This window comes from Ornithinibacillus scapharcae TW25 (assembly GCF_000190475.1).
Classification (GTDB): domain Bacteria; phylum Bacillota; class Bacilli; order Bacillales; family Amphibacillaceae; genus Ornithinibacillus; species Ornithinibacillus scapharcae.
The window spans coordinates 153,096-171,195 of the sequence record NZ_AEWH01000006.1 but is presented as its reverse complement, the minus strand read 5'-3'; the positions used below and the strand labels follow the sequence as shown (position 1 = coordinate 171,195).

Below are 18,100 nucleotides of genomic sequence, written 5' to 3'. Positions count from 1 at the left end.
CATGAAAATGAAAAACATTATTTTAACACAATCAAAATACAATTTTATATTTCATGTGGCCTCTACTAAGCGGAGAAATGTATTCTAATTACTGGCATATTTTTAATCGTTTATGTAAGGTCACTGTGTGCTGTGGCCTTTTTGTAATATTTAGGGGAATTTCTGTCCTATTAGTTGTTTCCTAACTTACTTGCATGCGTCATTGGCGCATGCATTTTTTATTACAAAAATATCGTTTCACAGTACTGGATAGGAAAAATTAGGAACTCAAAAAAAGTTAACCATCGAGAGAAAAGAAGGTGATAAACCATGTTTCAAGTATTTAAGAAGTTAGATTGGTTTTTTAAGCATTATTGGAAACGTTATACGTTTGCGATTATTTCGTTAATCATGGCAAGTGCGATCGGATTAATCCCACCAAGATTACTAGGTTTTGCAATTGATCATATACAGTTTGAGACACTCACAGCTCATTTATTAACAATCATTATTGTTGGATATCTAGTCTTGATTATTGTCCATTATAGTATTTCTTTCCTATGGGATTATACCTTATTCAGTGGTGCTGTTATTTTGGAAAGATGGACACGAACGAAGTTAATCGATCATTTTCTTCGAATGACACCAACATTCTATGGAAAATACAAGACAGGTGACTTAATGGCCAGAAGTACGAATGATTTAAAGGCTATTGCCCAAACAGCTGGTTTTGGGGTTTTAACCTTGGTTGACTCCACAACGTTTATGTTCATGTTGATCGCTATGATGGGCTTCACTATTAGCTGGAAGTTAACTCTGGCAGCGTTAATACCATTACCGATTATGGCTATTATTATGAATAAATACGGTGCGGCCATACATGCAAGATTTACAGAAGCACAGGCAGCGTTTGGTAATCTGAATAATGAAGTACTAGAATCAATACGCGGAATCCGAGTTATTCGAGCGTTTGTTCAGGAAAAGCAGGATAGAAATCATTTTGAAGCAATGACAGAAGACGTCTATCAAAAAAATATAGCGGTTGCAAAAATTGATGCGATGTTTGAACCGACTATGAAAATATTGGTTGGCTTGTCTTACACGATAGGTCTTGGCTATGGGACCATTCTCGTATTCCAAAATGTGATTTCGTTAGGAGACCTAGTATCGTTTAACGTATACCTTGGTATGTTGATTTGGCCAATGTTTGCAGTAGGCGAATTAATAAACGTCTTACAACGTGGTAATGCCTCCCTGGATCGTGTTAATGAAACGATTAATTATGAGGCGGATGTTCAAAATCCAATCAGCCCAGTAGCTGTTTCTCATGTGTATTCAATTGATTTTCATGATGTATCCTTCTCCTACCCTGGTACAAAGGTTAATCAATTAGAGCATATTCAACTACAGGTGAAGAAGGGGCAAACCATCGGAGTTGTTGGAAAAACGGGTTCTGGAAAAACAACATTGTTTAAGTTGCTGTTACGTCAATACCCAGGTGTAAAAGGCAAAATTATGATCTCTGATGTTGATGTGGAGAACCTTACATTAGAACAAATTCGTTCTTGGATTGGGTATGTACCTCAGGATCAAATTATGTTCTCTAAAAGTGTCAGGGAGAATATTCAATTCGGGAAAAGTGATGCAACAGACGAGGAGATTTTCCGAGTGATGGAGCTTGCACACTTCTTAACGGATATTAAACAGCTTCCACAAGGACTAGATACCAAAGTTGGAGAAAGTGGTGTAACACTATCTGGCGGTCAAAAGCAAAGGGTTGCACTAGCTAGAGCATTTATTAAAGACCCGGAAATTTTAATATTAGATGACTCCCTTTCAGCAGTGGATGGAAAAACTGAGTCAAAAATTATTGAACACTTGCGTGAAGAAAGAAAAAATAAAACTACCTTTATTGCTGCTCACCGCCTTTCAGCAGTGACACATGCAGACCATATAATTGTATTAGAAGACGGTAAGATTGCCGAAGAAGGTACTCATGAAGAACTGATGAAGAATAATGGGTGGTATAAGGAGCAGTATGAACAACAACAGCTGGATGATGAGGAGGTGATCTCCTAATGAAGACTAAGGGATCGACAGAGAGAAGATTATTTCAATATGCTCTACAATTCAAGAAGAAGATTATTTTAGGTATTGTCTTTTTGATGATTGCGACAGCTTTAGAGTTAGCGGGGCCGCTAATTGCAAAGACCATCATTGATGAACATATTGTAGGTATCGAGGGAACTTGGTTTGAAGTTTCCGATAATAACGACCGGAACACAGTGGAATTTAATGATAGCTACTACAAGCGTTCCGACCGTATAGAAAATGAGGATATTCAAGTAAGCAAGAATACAATTTTGCAAATAGGACCTAGCTATTATCTGGTGGACGGGGATGTACCGTTACTTGGTGAAAGAAGTTTTGAGGATGATACGGTTACCGTTATCTCACAATCTGAAGAATTAACTTTCCCAGGGCAAAAGATTTCGGTAACAGACATCTATTCTTTCTTTAAGCCTGAACAAAGACCGATTTTCATGCTATTAGGTTTATATGTTGGATTACTATTGATTGCAGCTGTTTTTCAATTTTATAAGACATTCTTGTTACAAAAGGCATCTAATCAAATAGTGAAAAAAATGCGTATAGACGTTTTTGAACATACGCAGCGGATTCCTATCAATTATTATGTGGATCAGCCTGCAGGGAAAATCGTTGCACGAATAACGAACGATACGGAAGCAATCCGAGATTTATATGAACGTGTATTAAGTATCATCATCACTAGCGCTATTTATATGGCAGGAATTTTTGTTGCATTATTTATTTTAAATGCAAAATTAGCGGTATGGTTCTTATTATTAATTCCTCTTATTATTCTGTGGATGAAATTCTATAAATTCTTTGGAACGAAGTATAATAAAGTTATTCGTTCTACTATTAGTGAAATCAATGGGAAGATAAATGAAGCGATTCAAGGAATGACTATTATCCAGGCTTTCCGAAGAGAAGAGAAGACGAAAGAAGAGTTTGAAGAGTTAAATACGAGACATTTTAAATATCAGCGAAAACTAATTAAACTAAGTGCCTTAACTTCTTTTAATTTAGTAAATGTATTTCGTAATATTGCATTCGTAGCCTTCATTTGGTACTTTGGTTCCGCTTCATTGGATTTAAATACGATGATTTCGATAGGAATGTTGTATGCAATCGTTGATTTATTAACACGATTATTTGAGCCAGTGAACGATATCGTTAACCAATTGCCATTATTAGAACAAGCTAGAGTTGCTGGTACTAGGGTGTTTGCACTTATGGATATTGATGGAGAAGAGGTTGTTCAGGATCCCATTAAACGATACAAAGGAAATATTGAATTTGACAACGTTTCCTTTGCATACGATCATGAAGAGTATGTGTTAAAGGATATCTCGCTTTCCATTAAAGCAGGAGAAACAGTAGCCTTTGTTGGTCATACAGGCTCAGGTAAAAGTTCTATCATGAATTTATTATTCCGTTTCTACGATCCGCAAAAAGGCAAGATTACAATTGATGGATTTGACACAATGGAGTGGTCAAGGCAGCAAGTTAGAAGCCACATGGGAATTGTACTACAAGATCCATTCTTGTTCTCTGGAACTATTCTTTCTAATGTCACGATGAATGATCCGAAAATTAGCCGTGAAAGAGCAATAGAAGCTCTAAAAACAGTAGGAGCAGATCGGTTTATAGAAAAGCTTCCTAAGAAATATGATGAGAAAGTTACAGAAGGTGGAAGTACGTATTCGTTGGGCGAAAGACAGTTAATCTCCTTTGCGCGAGCTCTGGCATTTGATCCTGCAATATTAATCTTAGATGAGGCCACGGCAAATATTGATACCGAAACCGAGAATGTCATTCAAAAAGCATTAGAAATATTGAAGAAAGGTAGAACTACCCTTGTAATTGCTCACCGTCTATCAACCATTCAACAAGCAAATAACATATTTGTCCTTGAACATGGTAAGATTATAGAAGAGGGCAACCATGAAGCACTGATTGCTGAAAAAGGTACCTATTATCAAATGTATAAGATGCAACAAGGAATCTCCCAAAATTCGTCCAACGTGGGGTGACTTGATGGATAAAAATGAGCAAAAAAATGATATGATTGACCAAGACTTATATGAAGAATTCGAAGAGGAAGAACTGTATGAACTAGTGGATCAAGCTAGAAAAGATGCGCTTTTAAAGTCTAAATTGGAGAATCCAGATCAAAAGCCAAAGCGTCCCTTTCCAAAGTGGACGTTTTGGCTTATTGCCATAGTGCTGTTTATTAATGTGATTGCAATACTGCCACAAACGTTTTCAATACCAGCAATAGATTTTCTCATTACTTCAACAAAATTATCTGTTGACGAGGAGATAAAGTCCTATAAGGCAGCAGTTGTTGTCGTAGAAACGGAAGAAAGTAAAGGAACAGGTTTTGCTATTTCTGCGGATGGTTATATCATTACAAACCACCATGTAGTGGATGAAGAAACAAGTGTTACAGTTGCCTTCCCAGAAGAAGGGTTGTTTAAAGCAGAAGTAGTAGAGAATTATCCAGATGTGGATTTAGCAATATTAAAAACAGAAACAAAGGAAGAATTACCCTATCTGGAATTGGCCCAAACTGCACAGTTTAAGGAGAATGAACATATTTCATTTATAGGAAACCCACTTGCTTTTAATGGAATTGCTAATGAAGGAACAATCATTGGCTATACACAATTATCGGATTGGGATAGACCAGTGCTTATGATTAAAGCACCGGTTTACCGAGGGAATAGTGGCAGTCCAATTATTAATGAGGAAGGCTTAGTAATTGGGGTTATTTTTGCAACACTAGATCATGAAGAGCATGGGAAGGTAGGGCTATTCATTCCAATTGATTATTTACAGCAACAAGAAAAAAATACTACTTCTTAATTGAATATACTTACCGATATTAAATAGAAGAGAGTCGTGTACACTCTTCTATTTTTTATGGTTCCGATAATATTTTTCTTTCTCATCAGGAACCAGTTTGGTTTGTGGGGGAAGTTAACATAATTTAAACAAACTGTAACTCTTCTGTGACAGTGCCTGTAATATTTATACGATAAGATAGTCCTATTCAACTATAAAATTAATGTAATGGTGGACAAACATGACTTATTTAATGATAAATCGATATAATTTGATAAAATATATATATAACACACCCAAAAAATATGTAACACAAACGAAATATATGAATGCTAGGGGTGATCTCCGATGACAAATGAATTATTAAAAGACATCCCTTTAGAAGAGTTAATTAGAAAAGCGCAAAATGGTGATGATGTTACGCTTAACTTTTTACTAAAGAGTTATCAACCATTTATTGCGAAATGCGTTTCAGAAGTGTGTAAACGATATATTGACACGGAACGCGATGATGAGTTTAGTATAGGACTGTCAGCTTTTAATGAGGCAATTCGCATGTTCTCTCCAGATAGAGGTAGCTCTTTTCTAACTTTTGCAAATTTGGTTATTAAGCGTAAGGTAATTGATTATATTCGTTTCCAAAATAAGTATCCTGCTGCAATCTCTTTGGATGAAACATATGATGAAGAGAGTATGGAAAATCCAACTGAACTAGAAGCAGTAAAAGAGATTTACCAACAGGAGCAAGAAGCTTGGTATCGTAGAGAGGAAATTTTGGAGTTTAAGCAAAAGCTTGCTACGTATAAATTATCACTTGCGGAAATAGCGGAAGTTGCTCCCAAGCATCGTGATGCCCGAGACACTGCAGTTGGAATCGCAAGACTAATCCGAGATGATCAAGAGCTACGGGAATATGTTGAAAAGAAGAAAAAACTTCCTATTAAAGAGTTAGCTAAAAAAGTTGATGTTAGTAAGAAAACGTTAGAACGAAACAGGAAATTTATATTGGCAATCTTCATTATTCTTGGTGAAGATTATGTCTTTCTACAAGATTACTTAAAGGGGGTAGGTCAGTGAAAAAAGGAATAGTCATGGAACAGCATCGGGGTTTTACCATCGTGATGACCGATGATGGCCTATTCGAAAAAGCGTATCCAATTGCAAATGCATCAATTGGATTTGAAGTAGAATATGAACCAATAATTCAAAAACAATGGCTCGCTGTTTTGAAGGAAAAGTTTTTCACGATGCGAGTCGCCGCATTGGCATGCGTTTTCTTAATTGCATTACTACCATTTTATATGTGGACGAATCATAATAGTACGTATGCCTATGTTGATATTGATATAAATCCAAGTATAGAAGTGGAAATTAATGAGGACTTAGAGGTTATCAGTATTCTACCTTTTAACGATGACGCGGTATTGTTGATTGAGAAACTTGGTGATGTGAAGGGAAAAGATATTGAACGAGTAGTTGATAAAATTATTGCTGCAAGTGAAGAAACTGGCTTAGTGAATGATGAAAAGAATGTGTTAATTGGGGTACATTATGTGGAAGAAGATTCCAATAATACCGTACTAGATGCGATAGACCAACACTTTACTAAGAAAGCCTCTGAATGGGATGTTATTACCGTGGAAATTCCAGAAGAGATTAGAGAGACCGCGGAAGAGAAAAACATTTCTATGAATAAGGTCTTAGCTAATACAGTGAAAGAAAAAACAGTGGAGAAAGTTGATTCTATTTCAGAGGAAGACACAAAGGTATTGCAATCATTTTTTAACCAACATCCAAAAACAAAAGTGGAAATTACAACAGAAGAAGTACCACAGGAAACTAAGGTAAAGCCATCTATGCAAAAAATAATGTGGAGACTGTACAGCCCACTGAACAACGTCCACATCCAAGTGAATTAAAAAGTAAGAATGGAGAAATAAACGCTGCAAAACCGGAAAAAACGAACAAAAGAAAAATCAGCACCAACAGAAAAAAGCGGACAAGTCTAATGGAAATAATATAAATCACAATTCGGTACATCAAGAAAAAAAACAAGATAAAAACAATCAAAAAAAGTGGCATCCAGAAAAAAACAACAAGGGTTCTCATGAACCTAAATCCAAACCAGCTGACATACAGAAAAATCAATCTAATGACCACCGTGGAAAAACGAATGAACTCAAAGGAAATACGCCAAAACAGCCTGGAAATGGTCAAAATAAGAACCAAGAAAAAGGTCAAAAGGGAAATGGAAAGAATCAGGATTAGGTTTCTGATTATAAAAAACATTCAGGAGTAAGCTGTTTAGCCTACCCTGAATGTTTTTTTTGAGCATGAAAATCGTTTCGATTTCGTTAGACTTCCATAATTGCCGATGGTGTGTATTTCATCGCGTGGTCAATATAATAAAGAAGATTTTCATGCGATTCAACAATTCTTCGATCATCCAACGAATAATGGTAGGCATGTAGGAAGTTCTGTATCTTTTTGGATAATAAATCATCCTTTGTCCGTACCATTAATACTAATAAGTCATCCCATTGTCCCCATAACGTATAGTAAAGCGCCTTGTCGTAGTCTGGAATATCCATGAATTCCCCTCCTTAAAACTCCAAGGGTAATTATAGCTTCCCCGTATAATATATATATTTCTCTAGAACATATTTGGTGTGGTTACCAATTAAAGGTGGGCTCTAATTAGCATAAACAGATACAACCGATACATACTAAAAAAACAAAAGAGAGGGGTGAAATGATTATGAGAAATAAAATAATAACGCTTGCAGCGACATCATTCTTACTCGTTGCTGCTGGATGCGGGAATCAGGATGAAGAGGGGCAACAGGGTACCGATAATAATAATATTGAACCAGTAAGGTTTCAAAATAACGATGATACGGATTATCATCGGAACTACACGCTCCAACGCGATATAGAGGAAAGTAACACGTATGATGGTAATCCAACTCAAATAAGGAATGTAAAAAATAACAATGCAGCTAACAATAATGGCAATGACGGCAATGGAAATGGTGAAAAAACCAATCAATATGATGTTGCCGAAGAAGCTGCAGATTTAATCGAGAAAAGAGTTAAAGGTATTGATAACGTGTATGTATTCACTACCGATAACAATGCATATGTTGCGGCAGAAGTTGATAACAAGCAAGATGGACAAACTTCGGAGCTAACCGATGAGGTAAAAGAACAAATTTCAAAAGTAGTAAAATCTGTTGATCATGACATTGACAATGTGTATGTATCCACTAACCCTGATTTTATGGACCTAGCCGATAATTATGCAAATGATTTGGAAAACGGCGAACCAATTGAAGGATTTTTTGAGGAAATGGGCAACATGATTGAACGCGTCTTTCCGGAAAATAAATAGATACTCCAATAGTACTCCCGAATGGGAGTACTATTTTTTTAGCAGTTAGCAAAAACGAGCACATTCGCAGTGCGAATGCGAGTTTTTCAAAAAGGTGTATAGTAAAAGAGGGAAGGATCTAATTCTTTTCATATTCCTCAACATATGGTAGTGTATTACATATAATCCATATTAAACATAGTTGTTTACTATGATTTAAAAAAATTATATGGAGTTGGGTATATATGGGGAGAGAATTTTTAGATATTTTTGAAGGCTGGGCAGAGGAATATGACAACACAGTTAGTGGTTATGATCCAGAGTATAAAGAGGTATTTCATGCATATGATGATATCTTGGTGGAAGTAGCTAAAAACTCAGAAGGAAACATTTTGGAGTTTGGTGTAGGAACAGGGAATCTAACGGAGAAATTGCTAGAGAGGGGTCATGATATCATTGGTATAGAGCCTTCCCCTGCAATGAAAGCAATTGCTAATGCAAAACTTCCAGAAGCATTAGTAATGGATGGAGACTTTTTAGAATATCCTATACCAACTATACCAATTCATACGATAGTAAGTACGTATGCCTTCCATCACTTAACCGATGATGAGAAGGATAATGCTGTGAAGAAGTTTGCTGATATATTAGAAGTAAATGGAAAGGTTGTTTTTGCTGATACCATGTTCGAAACATTGGAAGCAAAAGAGAAAAAGACGAGTGAAGCAGAAGAAATTGGTTTTACCAATTTAGCAGCAGACTTGCGAAGAGAGTATTATCCTACAATGGAGACTATCGAAGGAATTTTTACAAAGCATAACTTTACGGTATCTTTCAAACAAATGAATGAATTTGTTTGGTTAATTATAGCAAAAAAAGAATAAGGAGAGGTAGAAGCACATGAAAAAGATGAATGTTGAAAGCTTTAACTTAGATCATACAAAGGTGAAAGCACCATATGTGAGATTAGTGGGAGTAACAGAAGGGGCAAATGGTGACAAGGTCTATAAATATGATATTCGTTTTAAGCAGCCAAACAAAGAGCATATGGAAATGGCAGGATTGCATTCAATTGAACATTTAATGGCCGAAAATATCCGAAATCATATGGATAATGTATTGGATATTAGTCCAATGGGGTGCCAGACAGGATTTTATCTTTCTATTTTAAACAACGATTCCTATGATGAAGCGTTAGTTGCACTTGAAAAAACATTACAGGATGTCTTAGCTGCCGATGAAGTTCCAGCATGTAATGAAGTGCAATGTGGATGGGCTGCTAATCATAGTTTAGAAGGTGCTAAATCAATTGCAGAAGAAATGTTAGCGAAAAAGGATGAGTGGAGAGAAGTATTCTAATTATAAATATCAAATAATGGGGTACTTCGGTAAAGAACTCATACCAGGTTCCCCATTGAGTTGCCTTTAGATGATGGGGTGAAGAAATGGCAATTTATCACTCATTACATGAGTTAATCGGTCAAACACCATTAATAAAGATTAATCATTTTGATCTTCCGAAAAATGTTAATCTTTATGCCAAGTTAGAGTTCTACAATCCTGGTGGAAGTGTGAAAGATCGCCTCGGTGTAGAGTTAATAGAGGATGCTTTGCAATCTGGAATGCTGCAAGCTGGCGGTACGATTATTGAACCTACCGCTGGAAATACTGGCATTGGATTAGCGTTATCTGCCCGTTCAAAGGGATTGAACGTAATATTTGTAGTTCCGGAACATTTTAGTCAGGAAAAACAAATAATTATGCAAGCGCTTGGAGCTAAAATTGTTCATACTCCTAGAGAAAAAGGGATGGTTGGAGCAATAGAGAAAACAAAGGAATTATTAGAAATGATTCCAAATAGCTATTCACCACAACAGTTTTCTAACCATGCAAATCCGAATACCTACTATAAGACATTAGCACCAGAAATTTGGGAAGACCTGAATGGTAATTTGGACGTTTTTATAGCAGGAGCGGGATCTGGAGGAACATTCATGGGATGTTCACGTTTTTTTAAAGAGAAAAATTCCAATATAAAAACAGTGATAGTGGAACCTGAAGGGTCAATTATTGCTGGTGGAAAACCTGGATCGCACCGTACGGAAGGAATCGGGATGGAATTTTTCCCTCCTTTCATCGATACACGTTATTTTGACCAAATTTACACGGTCCAAGATGATGATGCATTTCATATGGTGGAGAAACTTGCTAGATGTGAAGGCATTTTAGTAGGGAGTTCATCCGGAGCAGCAATGTATGCTGCGGTTAAAGAGGCGCAAAAAGCAGATGAAGGTGCAAATATAGTTGTCATATTTCCAGATAGTAGTGACCGATATTTAAGTAAACAAATTTACCCTGAAGTAATAGGGGAGGAGATATAAGATGCGTTCAAAAACAAAAATGGTTCACGGTGGAATTACTCGTGACGAACAAACCGGAGCGGTTTCTGTTCCGATTTATCAAGTTAGCACGTATAAGCAAGATGGAGTTGGTAATTTTCGTGGATATGAGTATTCGCGAACAGGTAATCCAACGCGTCATGCTTTAGAAACCGTCATTGCAGATTTAGAAAATGGAACTCACGGATTTGCGTTTGGATCAGGAATGGCTGCCATTACAACGGTTATGATGCTTTTAGACTCTGGTGACCATGTTGTATTAACAGATGATGTGTACGGAGGCTCTTATCGATTAATGACTAAGGTATTGAATCGCTTCGATTTAGACCATTCGTTTATCGATACTAGTGACCCAGCGAAAGTCAAACATGCAATCCAACCGAATACGAAGGCACTTTATATTGAAACGCCAACCAACCCACTACTCAAAATTACCGATTTAAAGAAGATGGCAGAAATAGCGAAAGAGCATGATTTGCTTCTGATTGTAGATAATACTTTTGCGACACCATACTGGCAGCAACCCCTTAGCTTAGGAGCTGATATCGTGCTGCATAGTGCAACAAAATATATCGGTGGTCACAGTGATGTCGTTGCTGGTTTAGTTGCTGTAAATTCAGCGGAATTAGCTGAAAAGGTTCATTTTCTGCAAAATTCTGTTGGTGCCGTATTAGGGCCACAGGATTCATGGCTTCTTATGCGTGGGATTAAAACATTAGCATTAAGGATGGAAGCTATAGAATCGAATACGAAGAAGCTAGCTTCATATTTAGTGGGACATGATAAAGTTTCAACAATCTATTACCCTGGCTTAGAATCTCACCTGGGTCATGAGATAGCGAAAAATCAATCAACAGGTTTTGGAGGTATGATCTCCTTTGATGTTGGTAGTGGGGCACGTGCTGAGAAAGTCTTAGAGCGGGTTAAGTATTTTACACTTGCAGAAAGCCTAGGTGCTGTTGAAAGTTTAATCTCGTTACCTGCAAAAATGACTCATGCATCCATACCAGCTGATAGAAGAGCAGAGCTTGGGATAACGGATGGACTGATTCGTGTCTCTGTCGGTATAGAAGATGCTGAAGATTTAATAGAAGATTTAGAGCAAGCATTAACAGAATAGTTTGCATTAGGGGCGTATGTTACATAACATACGCCTTTCTAATTGATGTTACTATCTATTTTTAAGGTAATAAATCAGATAGTTATTCCTATTCAATCTATGCTAAAATAGACACAATATAGTGAAGAGGATGTGAATGAATGAGTCAAAAAGCATTAGAATATTTAACAGAAAATCGTGATCGCTTATTAACTAAATTAAATGAGTTCTTATCCATTCCAAGTGTGAGCACAGATAGTGTACATAAAAAAGATGTTCAACAAGCTGCAAGTTTCTTAGAGGATTATCTAAACGAGTTAGGGTTTGAAAACGTACAAAAGATAAGCACTTCAAAACATCCGATTGTGTTTGCAGAGTATACAAAAGCAGGTCCGAATGCTCCCACGGTTTTATTATATGGACACTATGATGTTCAACCAGTAGATCCTATTGAGTTGTGGGTGAGTGATCCGTTTCAACCTGAGGTGAGGGACGGGCGTCTATATGCAAGGGGGGCTAGTGACGATAAAGGGCAAGTATTCATGCACCTGGCTGTGTTTGAGGCACTATTAGAAACAGAAGGTAGCCTTCCCCTCAACGTTAAGGTGTGTTTAGAAGGGGAAGAAGAAATAGGCAGTGAGAATCTGTATGCCATGCTTCAGGAAAACAAGGACCTATTCCAAGCTGATTTCGCTGTAATTTCAGATTCAGGAATGGTTGCAAAAAATCAGCCTACCATCCTATATGGTTTAAAGGGCTTTACTGGAATTGAAATAACAGTAACTGGACCTGACCATGATTTGCATTCAGGAATGTATGGGGGCGCCGTGAGAAATCCAATAATGGCATTAAGCCATATTTTAGCATCCATGAAAAATGAAGATGAAGTGGTTACTGTTGATGGTTTTTATGATGGCGTTGTTGGTTTATCAGATGAAGAAAGAGAATTGATTGAACAAGTTCCAGGTGAAGATTTTGTTAAAGCGACTGGTATTACAGAAACTGTATCTGAAGAAGGATATACACCGAAAGAACATACGATGGCACGTCCGACGTTTGAAATCAATGGCATTTATGGTGGATACCAGGGGGAAGGAACCAAAACAATTATTCCTACCTCAGCAACCGCCAAAATAACCTGTCGTTTAGTACCTGGTCAGGAGCCAGTAAAAATACAACATGCATTGGAAGCACATGTAAAGAAAGTAGCACCTAAAGGAATAACTGTAAGTGTAAAAAAAGAAAAGCTATCTGCAAAAGCATATAAAGTGGAACCTAATCATCCGTTAATCCAAAAAGCAGCGACAAGCTATACAAGAGCATTTGGGAAAGAGACTGTATATGTTCGAATGGGTGGATCTATTCCAGTAGTGGAATGGATAGAAGACATCTATAATATTCCAATTGTTCTACTAGGATTTGGAACGCCAGAAGACCGTCTGCATTCTCCTAATGAAAGCTTTCCACTTGATAGCTATGATAAGGGAATGGAGACATTAATATACTATTGGCATGAATTGAATAATAAGTAACGAGTGTTTCCCAGGAAAACTCCTGGGAATATCTTTCTATAGGGGGAATTAAGATGGAATATGCTGTGGAGAGGGTATTTCGTCCAGGGATTATAGATGATTTTTTGAAGGAATATAATCTTGATAAAACGTATAAATTACTAGGGGACTTTGAAAATTATGTGTATGAGGTTTATCGTGGTAAGGAAACATATATCTTGAGAATCACACATAGTTCCCACCGAAGTGAGGAAGAACTATATGGTGAATTAGATTGGATAAACTTTTTACATCAACATGGTGCAAATGTTTCTGTAGTGTTCCCATCCATAAATCAGAACTTAATAGAAAAACAAGTAGCGGAAGATGGTACCATCTTTTTTGCTTGCCTGTTTTCAAAAGTTAGCGGGGTACCCATTCGTTCTAATGATGAACGATTTTCAGAGCCATTTTTTGAGAGTTGGGGCAAAGAAATCGGAAAAATGCATAGAATTACAAAAGAATATCAACCAGATGCCGTATTCCGTAAGCAATGGTTTGAGGATGATTTATTTGAATTGGAAAAGTACGTTCCTCAAGAAGAGCTAGTGATCCAACAGACAAAGAAAGTAGTAGCGGTTTTAAAGGAATTACCTAGAGAAGAAGGCTTTGGGCTCATCCATAACGATGTACATAATGGAAACTTCTTCTATGATGGTAAAGGTATTCATGTGTTCGATTTTGATGATGCTTGTTACTTTTGGCATGTTTCAGATATCGCCATTCCATTATATTATTCTTGTTATTCGTTATTTCCAAATAAGAATATGCCTGGTAAAGAGGAGTTTGCTAATCGATTTATTACTGCGTTCATGTTCGGCTACCAACAAGAAATGGAACCACCGAAAGAATGGGAAACATTGTTACCTTTGTTTTTAAAGGTTCGTGATATTACACTTTACGCTGCTCTTCATAAAAAGATTGCTACGGAAGACCGGAATGAACTACTGCAGAAGAGGATGCAGGATATTAAGGACAGAATCGAGAATGGTGAACCGATTGTATTGGTGAATGGAAGAATAGGGGATTGATATGAAAATAGCATTAGTCACTGGAGTGTCTAAAGGATTAGGAGAATCGATAGCGAAGTTGTTTCTCGAGTCAGGTATCCATGTTTTTGGGGTCTCGAGAAATATAAATACCCGTTTAGAAAAGGTTGCTAAAACTAACACCGTAAACTTCCACCATTATTCTTGTGACCTAGGGAAAACAAGTGAAATGGCACAAACGGTTGAGCTAATCACAAAGGATATTACGACATATAACCCAACAGTAATCTATTTAGTCAATAACGCGGCAATGATTGAACCGATAAATCGTGTAATGGAGTTAGACCATCAATCTTTATCGGATCACTTTCAGTTAAATGCTGTTGCACCAATGTTCTTAATGAATCAGTTGTTGAAGTTCGCGACTTCTTTAAATACATCCTTTATCGGTGTTAATATAACTTCTGGTGCAGCGGAAAGACCAATTTTTGGTTGGAGTGCCTATTGCAGTTCGAAGGCAAGCATTAATATGTATACACAAACAGCAGCATTAGAACAAGATGTTCTAAAGACTGGTCACAAAATCATTGCCTTCAATCCAGGAATAATGGATACCAACATGCAAGAAACGATTCGCTCTAGTGCAAAAGAGGCGTTTGCAGAGGTTGATAAATTTAAAGGCTATAAAGAAAATAATCAACTACGTCATACAGAAACTGTTGGTGGGGTTTTAATTGATATTTTGAATGATGAGGCAAGTATTGAAAATGGAAAAATCTATCATGTAAATGAATATTTTTAATGAAAAAAGATGTCATTAGAGTAAAATCTAATGACATCTATTTATTCGATTAATAATATCCACCACTATAACCACCTGCACCAACGATGATTAACAGGATGAAAAGAACCACAATTAGCGCAAATCCGCCTTCAAATCCGCGACCCATTATGTCACCTCCCTATAGTTTAGTTATATATTTAAAAGTTAGACTATGCCCAAAATCCATTGCTGTATCCGCCGTAACCATAGCCACCATCATTGTTGTACCCACTAGCCCCTACTATGATTAACAATATAAATAACACAACGATTAAAGCAAAGCCTTTACCATAACCTCTTTCTTCTTTACTCATTACTTCCCACCTCCTCTACAATACAATGTATGTGATGTTTTCCCAGGTGACAGGGCGAATGTAAGGGTTTATGATGGTTAATTTACCCGTATAATTTTTGTTTTTAGTCATGGGCCTAATGAAAGTGCTGATAAAATGTGGTAAACTTATGAAATGGAAAACTGATAATAGCTGATTAGCTGTGATGAATAGAAAGGACGATTACATGATTACAAGAAAGAGCAAACGAGAAATTGAACAGATGCAAAAGGCAGCAGACCTACTTGTTCAAGTCCATAAAGAGATAGCAAAATTAATCAAGCCTGGAATTAGTACCATGGAAATTGACACGTTTGTCGATCGTTTTTTAGAAAAGCATGGTGCGGTTCCTGAGCAAAAAGGATACAATGGTTTCCCATATGCAACTTGTGCGTCCATTAACGATGAGATATGTCATGGTTTCCCAAGAGAAGAGAAACTGAAGGACGGAGATATTGTAACAATTGATATGGTAGTTAACCTTGATGGAGGCCTAGCGGATTCTGCATGGACATATGCAGTTGGAAATGTTGATGAAAAAGGTCTAAAGCTAATGGAAGTTACAAAAAAATCTCTATACCTAGGTGTTGAGCAAGCTCGTGCGGGAAATCGTATTGGTGATATTGGTCATGCTATTCAAGCATATGCGGAAGCGGAAGGATTTTCTGTTGTGCGTGATTTTACAGGTCATGGCATCGGACCAACTATTCATGAAGACCCACATATCCCGCACTTTGGATTACCTAACAAAGGACTTCGTCTAAAACCAGGAATGGTCATTACAATCGAGCCAATGTTAAACGAAGGGGACTGGCGCAGTCAAGTTGATGATAATGGTTGGACGGCTAGAACTATTGATAAAGGTAGATCTGCGCAATATGAGCATACAATTGTTATTACGGAAGGCGATCCGATTATTTTAACAGAACAAGATAAATAAAGAATGGAGAATCTGTACCTAGGGTATGGGTTCTTTTTTGTTTGGTGGGGAGTTCTATCCGAATCGCGCCACCTTGGAGTAAAGTTGCACGGGCCGAGCTAGAAGCCGCTCGAGGAGCAGTGAAGTTCGCGCAAGTTGATGATTAAGTTACGAGAGTTGATGTCAAAGTCGCGCGAGTACACCCTCGCCGCGCGAACTATTACTCAACTGTCGTGAGTTTTCCAAATCCCGCGTAAGTATTAATAAACCTCGCGCGCCGTGGGAGGAGTCGCGCCACCTTGGAGTAAAGTTGCACGGGCCGAGCTAGAAGCCGCTCGAGGAGTAGTGAAGTTCGCGCAAGTTGATGATTAGGTCGCGCGAGTTGATGTCAAAGTCGCGCGACCGACGCGAAAACTAACTCAAGCCAAGCTAGAAATCATACGACTATCTCAGGCCATGCAAGAGAATCCACCTAAAAAACGAAATAAAATAAACAATTTCAGTTTTCACTTTCTTTTAAATCAGTTATAATAGTAGAAATTTTACTAGAGGAGACGCGTAAATGGGGATTGGAAAGGTTGATAGAAAGTCGACATCTGTATTCAAACGTGGTTTAGCTGTTGGGTTTCCAATTATGCTTGGATATATTCCCATCGCTATTACATATGGCGTTTTAGCAAAACAGTCTGGTTTATCTTTATTAGAATTAACATTCATGAGTGTGTTTGTGTTTGCGGGAGCAAGCCAGTTTATGGGGGCGAATATGATTGCTCTCGGGGCAGGCGCTGTAGAAATTATTATAGCAACTTTTGTTTTAAACTTTCGACACTTTGTCATGAGTTTATCCTTTATGAACCGTATGCGACCAGTAGCTTTAAAATGGAAACTGCCACTTTCTATGGGACTAACGGATGAGACATTTGCTGTTTCCTCCTTACATCCAGAAGAAGCAAAGGAAGAGAAGGGCTATTTATTTTATGGGGCGCTAACCCTTGTGGCGTATATTTCCTGGGTAGTCGGTTCATTTCTTGGTGGTGTATTAGGTGAGGTTATCCCGGAGGCTCTAAGCCAAAGTATGGGTGTTGCTTTGTATGCTATGTTTATTGGCTTATTAGTTCCTTCTGTTAAGAAAGAATTTAGAGTAGGGTTGATAGCGATTATTGCAATGTTAATCAATGTGATATGTCTCCAGTTTATGAGTAGTGGATGGGCAATTGTTGCAGGTACAGTATTAGGTGGCTTTAGTGGTGTATTTTTATTGAAGGGGGAAAAAGAATGATACTTTTGATTATTATCGGGATGTCGATCGTTACGATGCTCCCAAGAATTATCCCTGCCTTCATTGTAGATAAGCTACAGTTTAAAGATTGGGTAAATCGGTGGCTTAACGCAATACCTTATGCTGCATTAGGTGCATTAATTTTTCCAGGCGTGTTATCTGTTATTCCAGATAAGCCGTATATCGGCTTAGTAGGTGGAATAGTAGCTATCATTCTAGCGTACTCTGGACTTAACATTATCTTCGTTGTAATTGGATCAATAGTATCCGTCTTTTTATTATCTACATTGTAATGGCATTATTTGATCTGGTTTCTCATAGAATAACATATAGTTTTCTATGAGAAATGTTGCTAAAGTTTATATTCCGTTAGAATTTATATAAAAAAATAATTGACATGAATCGTGATATGCATTACTATTAATC

Annotated in this window: 19 protein-coding genes; 16 read left to right on the top strand and 3 right to left on the bottom strand. The window is 37.3% G+C overall.

The genetic code is table 11. The features are described 5' to 3' along the window. Positions 1–309: 309 nt before the first annotated feature. The 5 genes from G5W_RS0102150 (at position 310) to G5W_RS0102130 (ending at position 6,833) form a co-directional block, all read left to right on the top strand. A complete protein-coding gene (locus G5W_RS0102150) occupies positions 310–2,058 on the top strand; it encodes an ABC transporter ATP-binding protein (protein WP_010093793.1) in 1,749 nt (582 codons plus the stop codon). Next, positions 2,058–4,100: an ABC transporter ATP-binding protein gene (locus G5W_RS0102145; protein ID WP_010093791.1), complete on the top strand. Its 2,043-nt coding sequence runs from the start codon at positions 2,058–2,060 to the stop codon at positions 4,098–4,100. The genes G5W_RS0102150 and G5W_RS0102145 overlap by 1 nt, the downstream gene beginning before the upstream one ends. Positions 4,101–4,104: 4 nt before the next feature. Further along, positions 4,105–4,935: a S1 family peptidase gene (locus tag G5W_RS0102140; RefSeq protein WP_010093790.1), complete on the top strand. Its 831-nt coding sequence runs from the start codon at positions 4,105–4,107 to the stop codon at positions 4,933–4,935. 327 nt (positions 4,936–5,262) lie between these two features. After that, the gene (gene sigI / locus G5W_RS0102135) at positions 5,263–5,991 is read left to right on the top strand and encodes an RNA polymerase sigma-I factor (protein WP_010093789.1); all 729 of its coding nucleotides are present in this window, start codon (positions 5,263–5,265) and stop codon (positions 5,989–5,991) included. Further along, a complete protein-coding gene (locus tag G5W_RS0102130; RefSeq protein WP_010093788.1) occupies positions 5,988–6,833 on the top strand; it encodes an anti-sigma-I factor RsgI family protein in 846 nt (281 codons plus the stop codon). Before sigI ends, G5W_RS0102130 begins: the two co-directional genes overlap by 4 nt. Before the next feature lie 435 nt (positions 6,834–7,268). Here G5W_RS0102130 and G5W_RS0102120 read toward each other — a convergent pair whose 3' ends face one another. Then, positions 7,269–7,505, bottom strand: a complete 237-nt coding sequence (locus G5W_RS0102120; protein WP_010093787.1) for a YhdB family protein — start codon at positions 7,503–7,505, stop codon at positions 7,269–7,271. 167 nt (positions 7,506–7,672) lie between these two features. On the opposite strand from G5W_RS0102120, the gene G5W_RS0102115 reads away from it, so the two are divergent. From G5W_RS0102115 to G5W_RS0102080, 8 genes are all read left to right on the top strand, one after another. Then, the gene (locus G5W_RS0102115) at positions 7,673–8,305 is read left to right on the top strand and encodes a YhcN/YlaJ family sporulation lipoprotein (protein ID WP_010093786.1); all 633 of its coding nucleotides are present in this window, start codon (positions 7,673–7,675) and stop codon (positions 8,303–8,305) included. Between the two features lie 224 nt (positions 8,306–8,529). After that, positions 8,530–9,168, top strand: a complete 639-nt coding sequence (locus G5W_RS0102110; RefSeq protein ID WP_010093784.1) for a class I SAM-dependent DNA methyltransferase — start codon at positions 8,530–8,532, stop codon at positions 9,166–9,168. 16 nt (positions 9,169–9,184) lie between these two features. After that, on the top strand, positions 9,185–9,643 hold the full coding sequence (locus G5W_RS0102105) for an S-ribosylhomocysteine lyase (protein WP_010093783.1): 459 nt from the start codon (positions 9,185–9,187) through the stop codon (positions 9,641–9,643). Between the two features lie 86 nt (positions 9,644–9,729). After that, a complete protein-coding gene (locus G5W_RS0102100) occupies positions 9,730–10,665 on the top strand; it encodes a PLP-dependent cysteine synthase family protein (protein ID WP_010093782.1) in 936 nt (311 codons plus the stop codon). 1 nt (position 10,666) lies between these two features. After that, the gene (locus G5W_RS0102095) at positions 10,667–11,803 is read left to right on the top strand and encodes a bifunctional cystathionine gamma-lyase/homocysteine desulfhydrase (RefSeq protein ID WP_010093781.1); all 1,137 of its coding nucleotides are present in this window, start codon (positions 10,667–10,669) and stop codon (positions 11,801–11,803) included. A gap of 140 nt (positions 11,804–11,943) precedes the next feature. Continuing rightward, positions 11,944–13,314 carry a dipeptidase gene (locus G5W_RS0102090; protein WP_010093779.1) on the top strand — a complete coding sequence of 457 codons (1,371 nt, stop codon included), beginning with the start codon at positions 11,944–11,946 and terminating at the stop codon, positions 13,312–13,314. Between the two features lie 53 nt (positions 13,315–13,367). Then, on the top strand, positions 13,368–14,363 hold the full coding sequence (locus tag G5W_RS0102085) for a phosphotransferase enzyme family protein (protein WP_010093777.1): 996 nt from the start codon (positions 13,368–13,370) through the stop codon (positions 14,361–14,363). A gap of 1 nt (position 14,364) precedes the next feature. Next, entirely contained in the window at positions 14,365–15,123 is a 759-nt protein-coding gene (locus G5W_RS0102080) for a (S)-benzoin forming benzil reductase (protein ID WP_010093776.1), read from the top strand. Positions 15,124–15,172: 49 nt separating this feature from the next. Here G5W_RS0102080 and G5W_RS23090 read toward each other — a convergent pair whose 3' ends face one another. Continuing rightward, positions 15,173–15,271 (bottom strand): YjcZ family sporulation protein, encoded by a 99-nt coding sequence (locus tag G5W_RS23090; RefSeq protein ID WP_010093774.1) that lies wholly within the window; start codon positions 15,269–15,271, stop codon positions 15,173–15,175. A 43-nt stretch (positions 15,272–15,314) separates the two neighbouring features. Then, a complete protein-coding gene (locus G5W_RS24440; protein ID WP_010093773.1) occupies positions 15,315–15,458 on the bottom strand; it encodes a YjcZ family sporulation protein in 144 nt (47 codons plus the stop codon). A 205-nt stretch (positions 15,459–15,663) separates the two neighbouring features. Between G5W_RS24440 and map the strand changes: the two genes are divergently transcribed. From map to G5W_RS0102055, 3 genes are all read left to right on the top strand, one after another. Beyond that, positions 15,664–16,416 (top strand): type I methionyl aminopeptidase, encoded by a 753-nt coding sequence (gene map, locus G5W_RS0102065; RefSeq protein ID WP_010093772.1) that lies wholly within the window; start codon positions 15,664–15,666, stop codon positions 16,414–16,416. 541 nt (positions 16,417–16,957) lie between these two features. After that, a complete protein-coding gene (locus G5W_RS0102060; RefSeq protein ID WP_010093771.1) occupies positions 16,958–17,674 on the top strand; it encodes an AzlC family ABC transporter permease in 717 nt (238 codons plus the stop codon). Then, entirely contained in the window at positions 17,671–17,967 is a 297-nt protein-coding gene (locus G5W_RS0102055; protein WP_010093769.1) for an AzlD domain-containing protein, read from the top strand. Before G5W_RS0102060 ends, G5W_RS0102055 begins: the two co-directional genes overlap by 4 nt. The last annotated feature ends 133 nt before the right edge of the window (positions 17,968–18,100 follow it).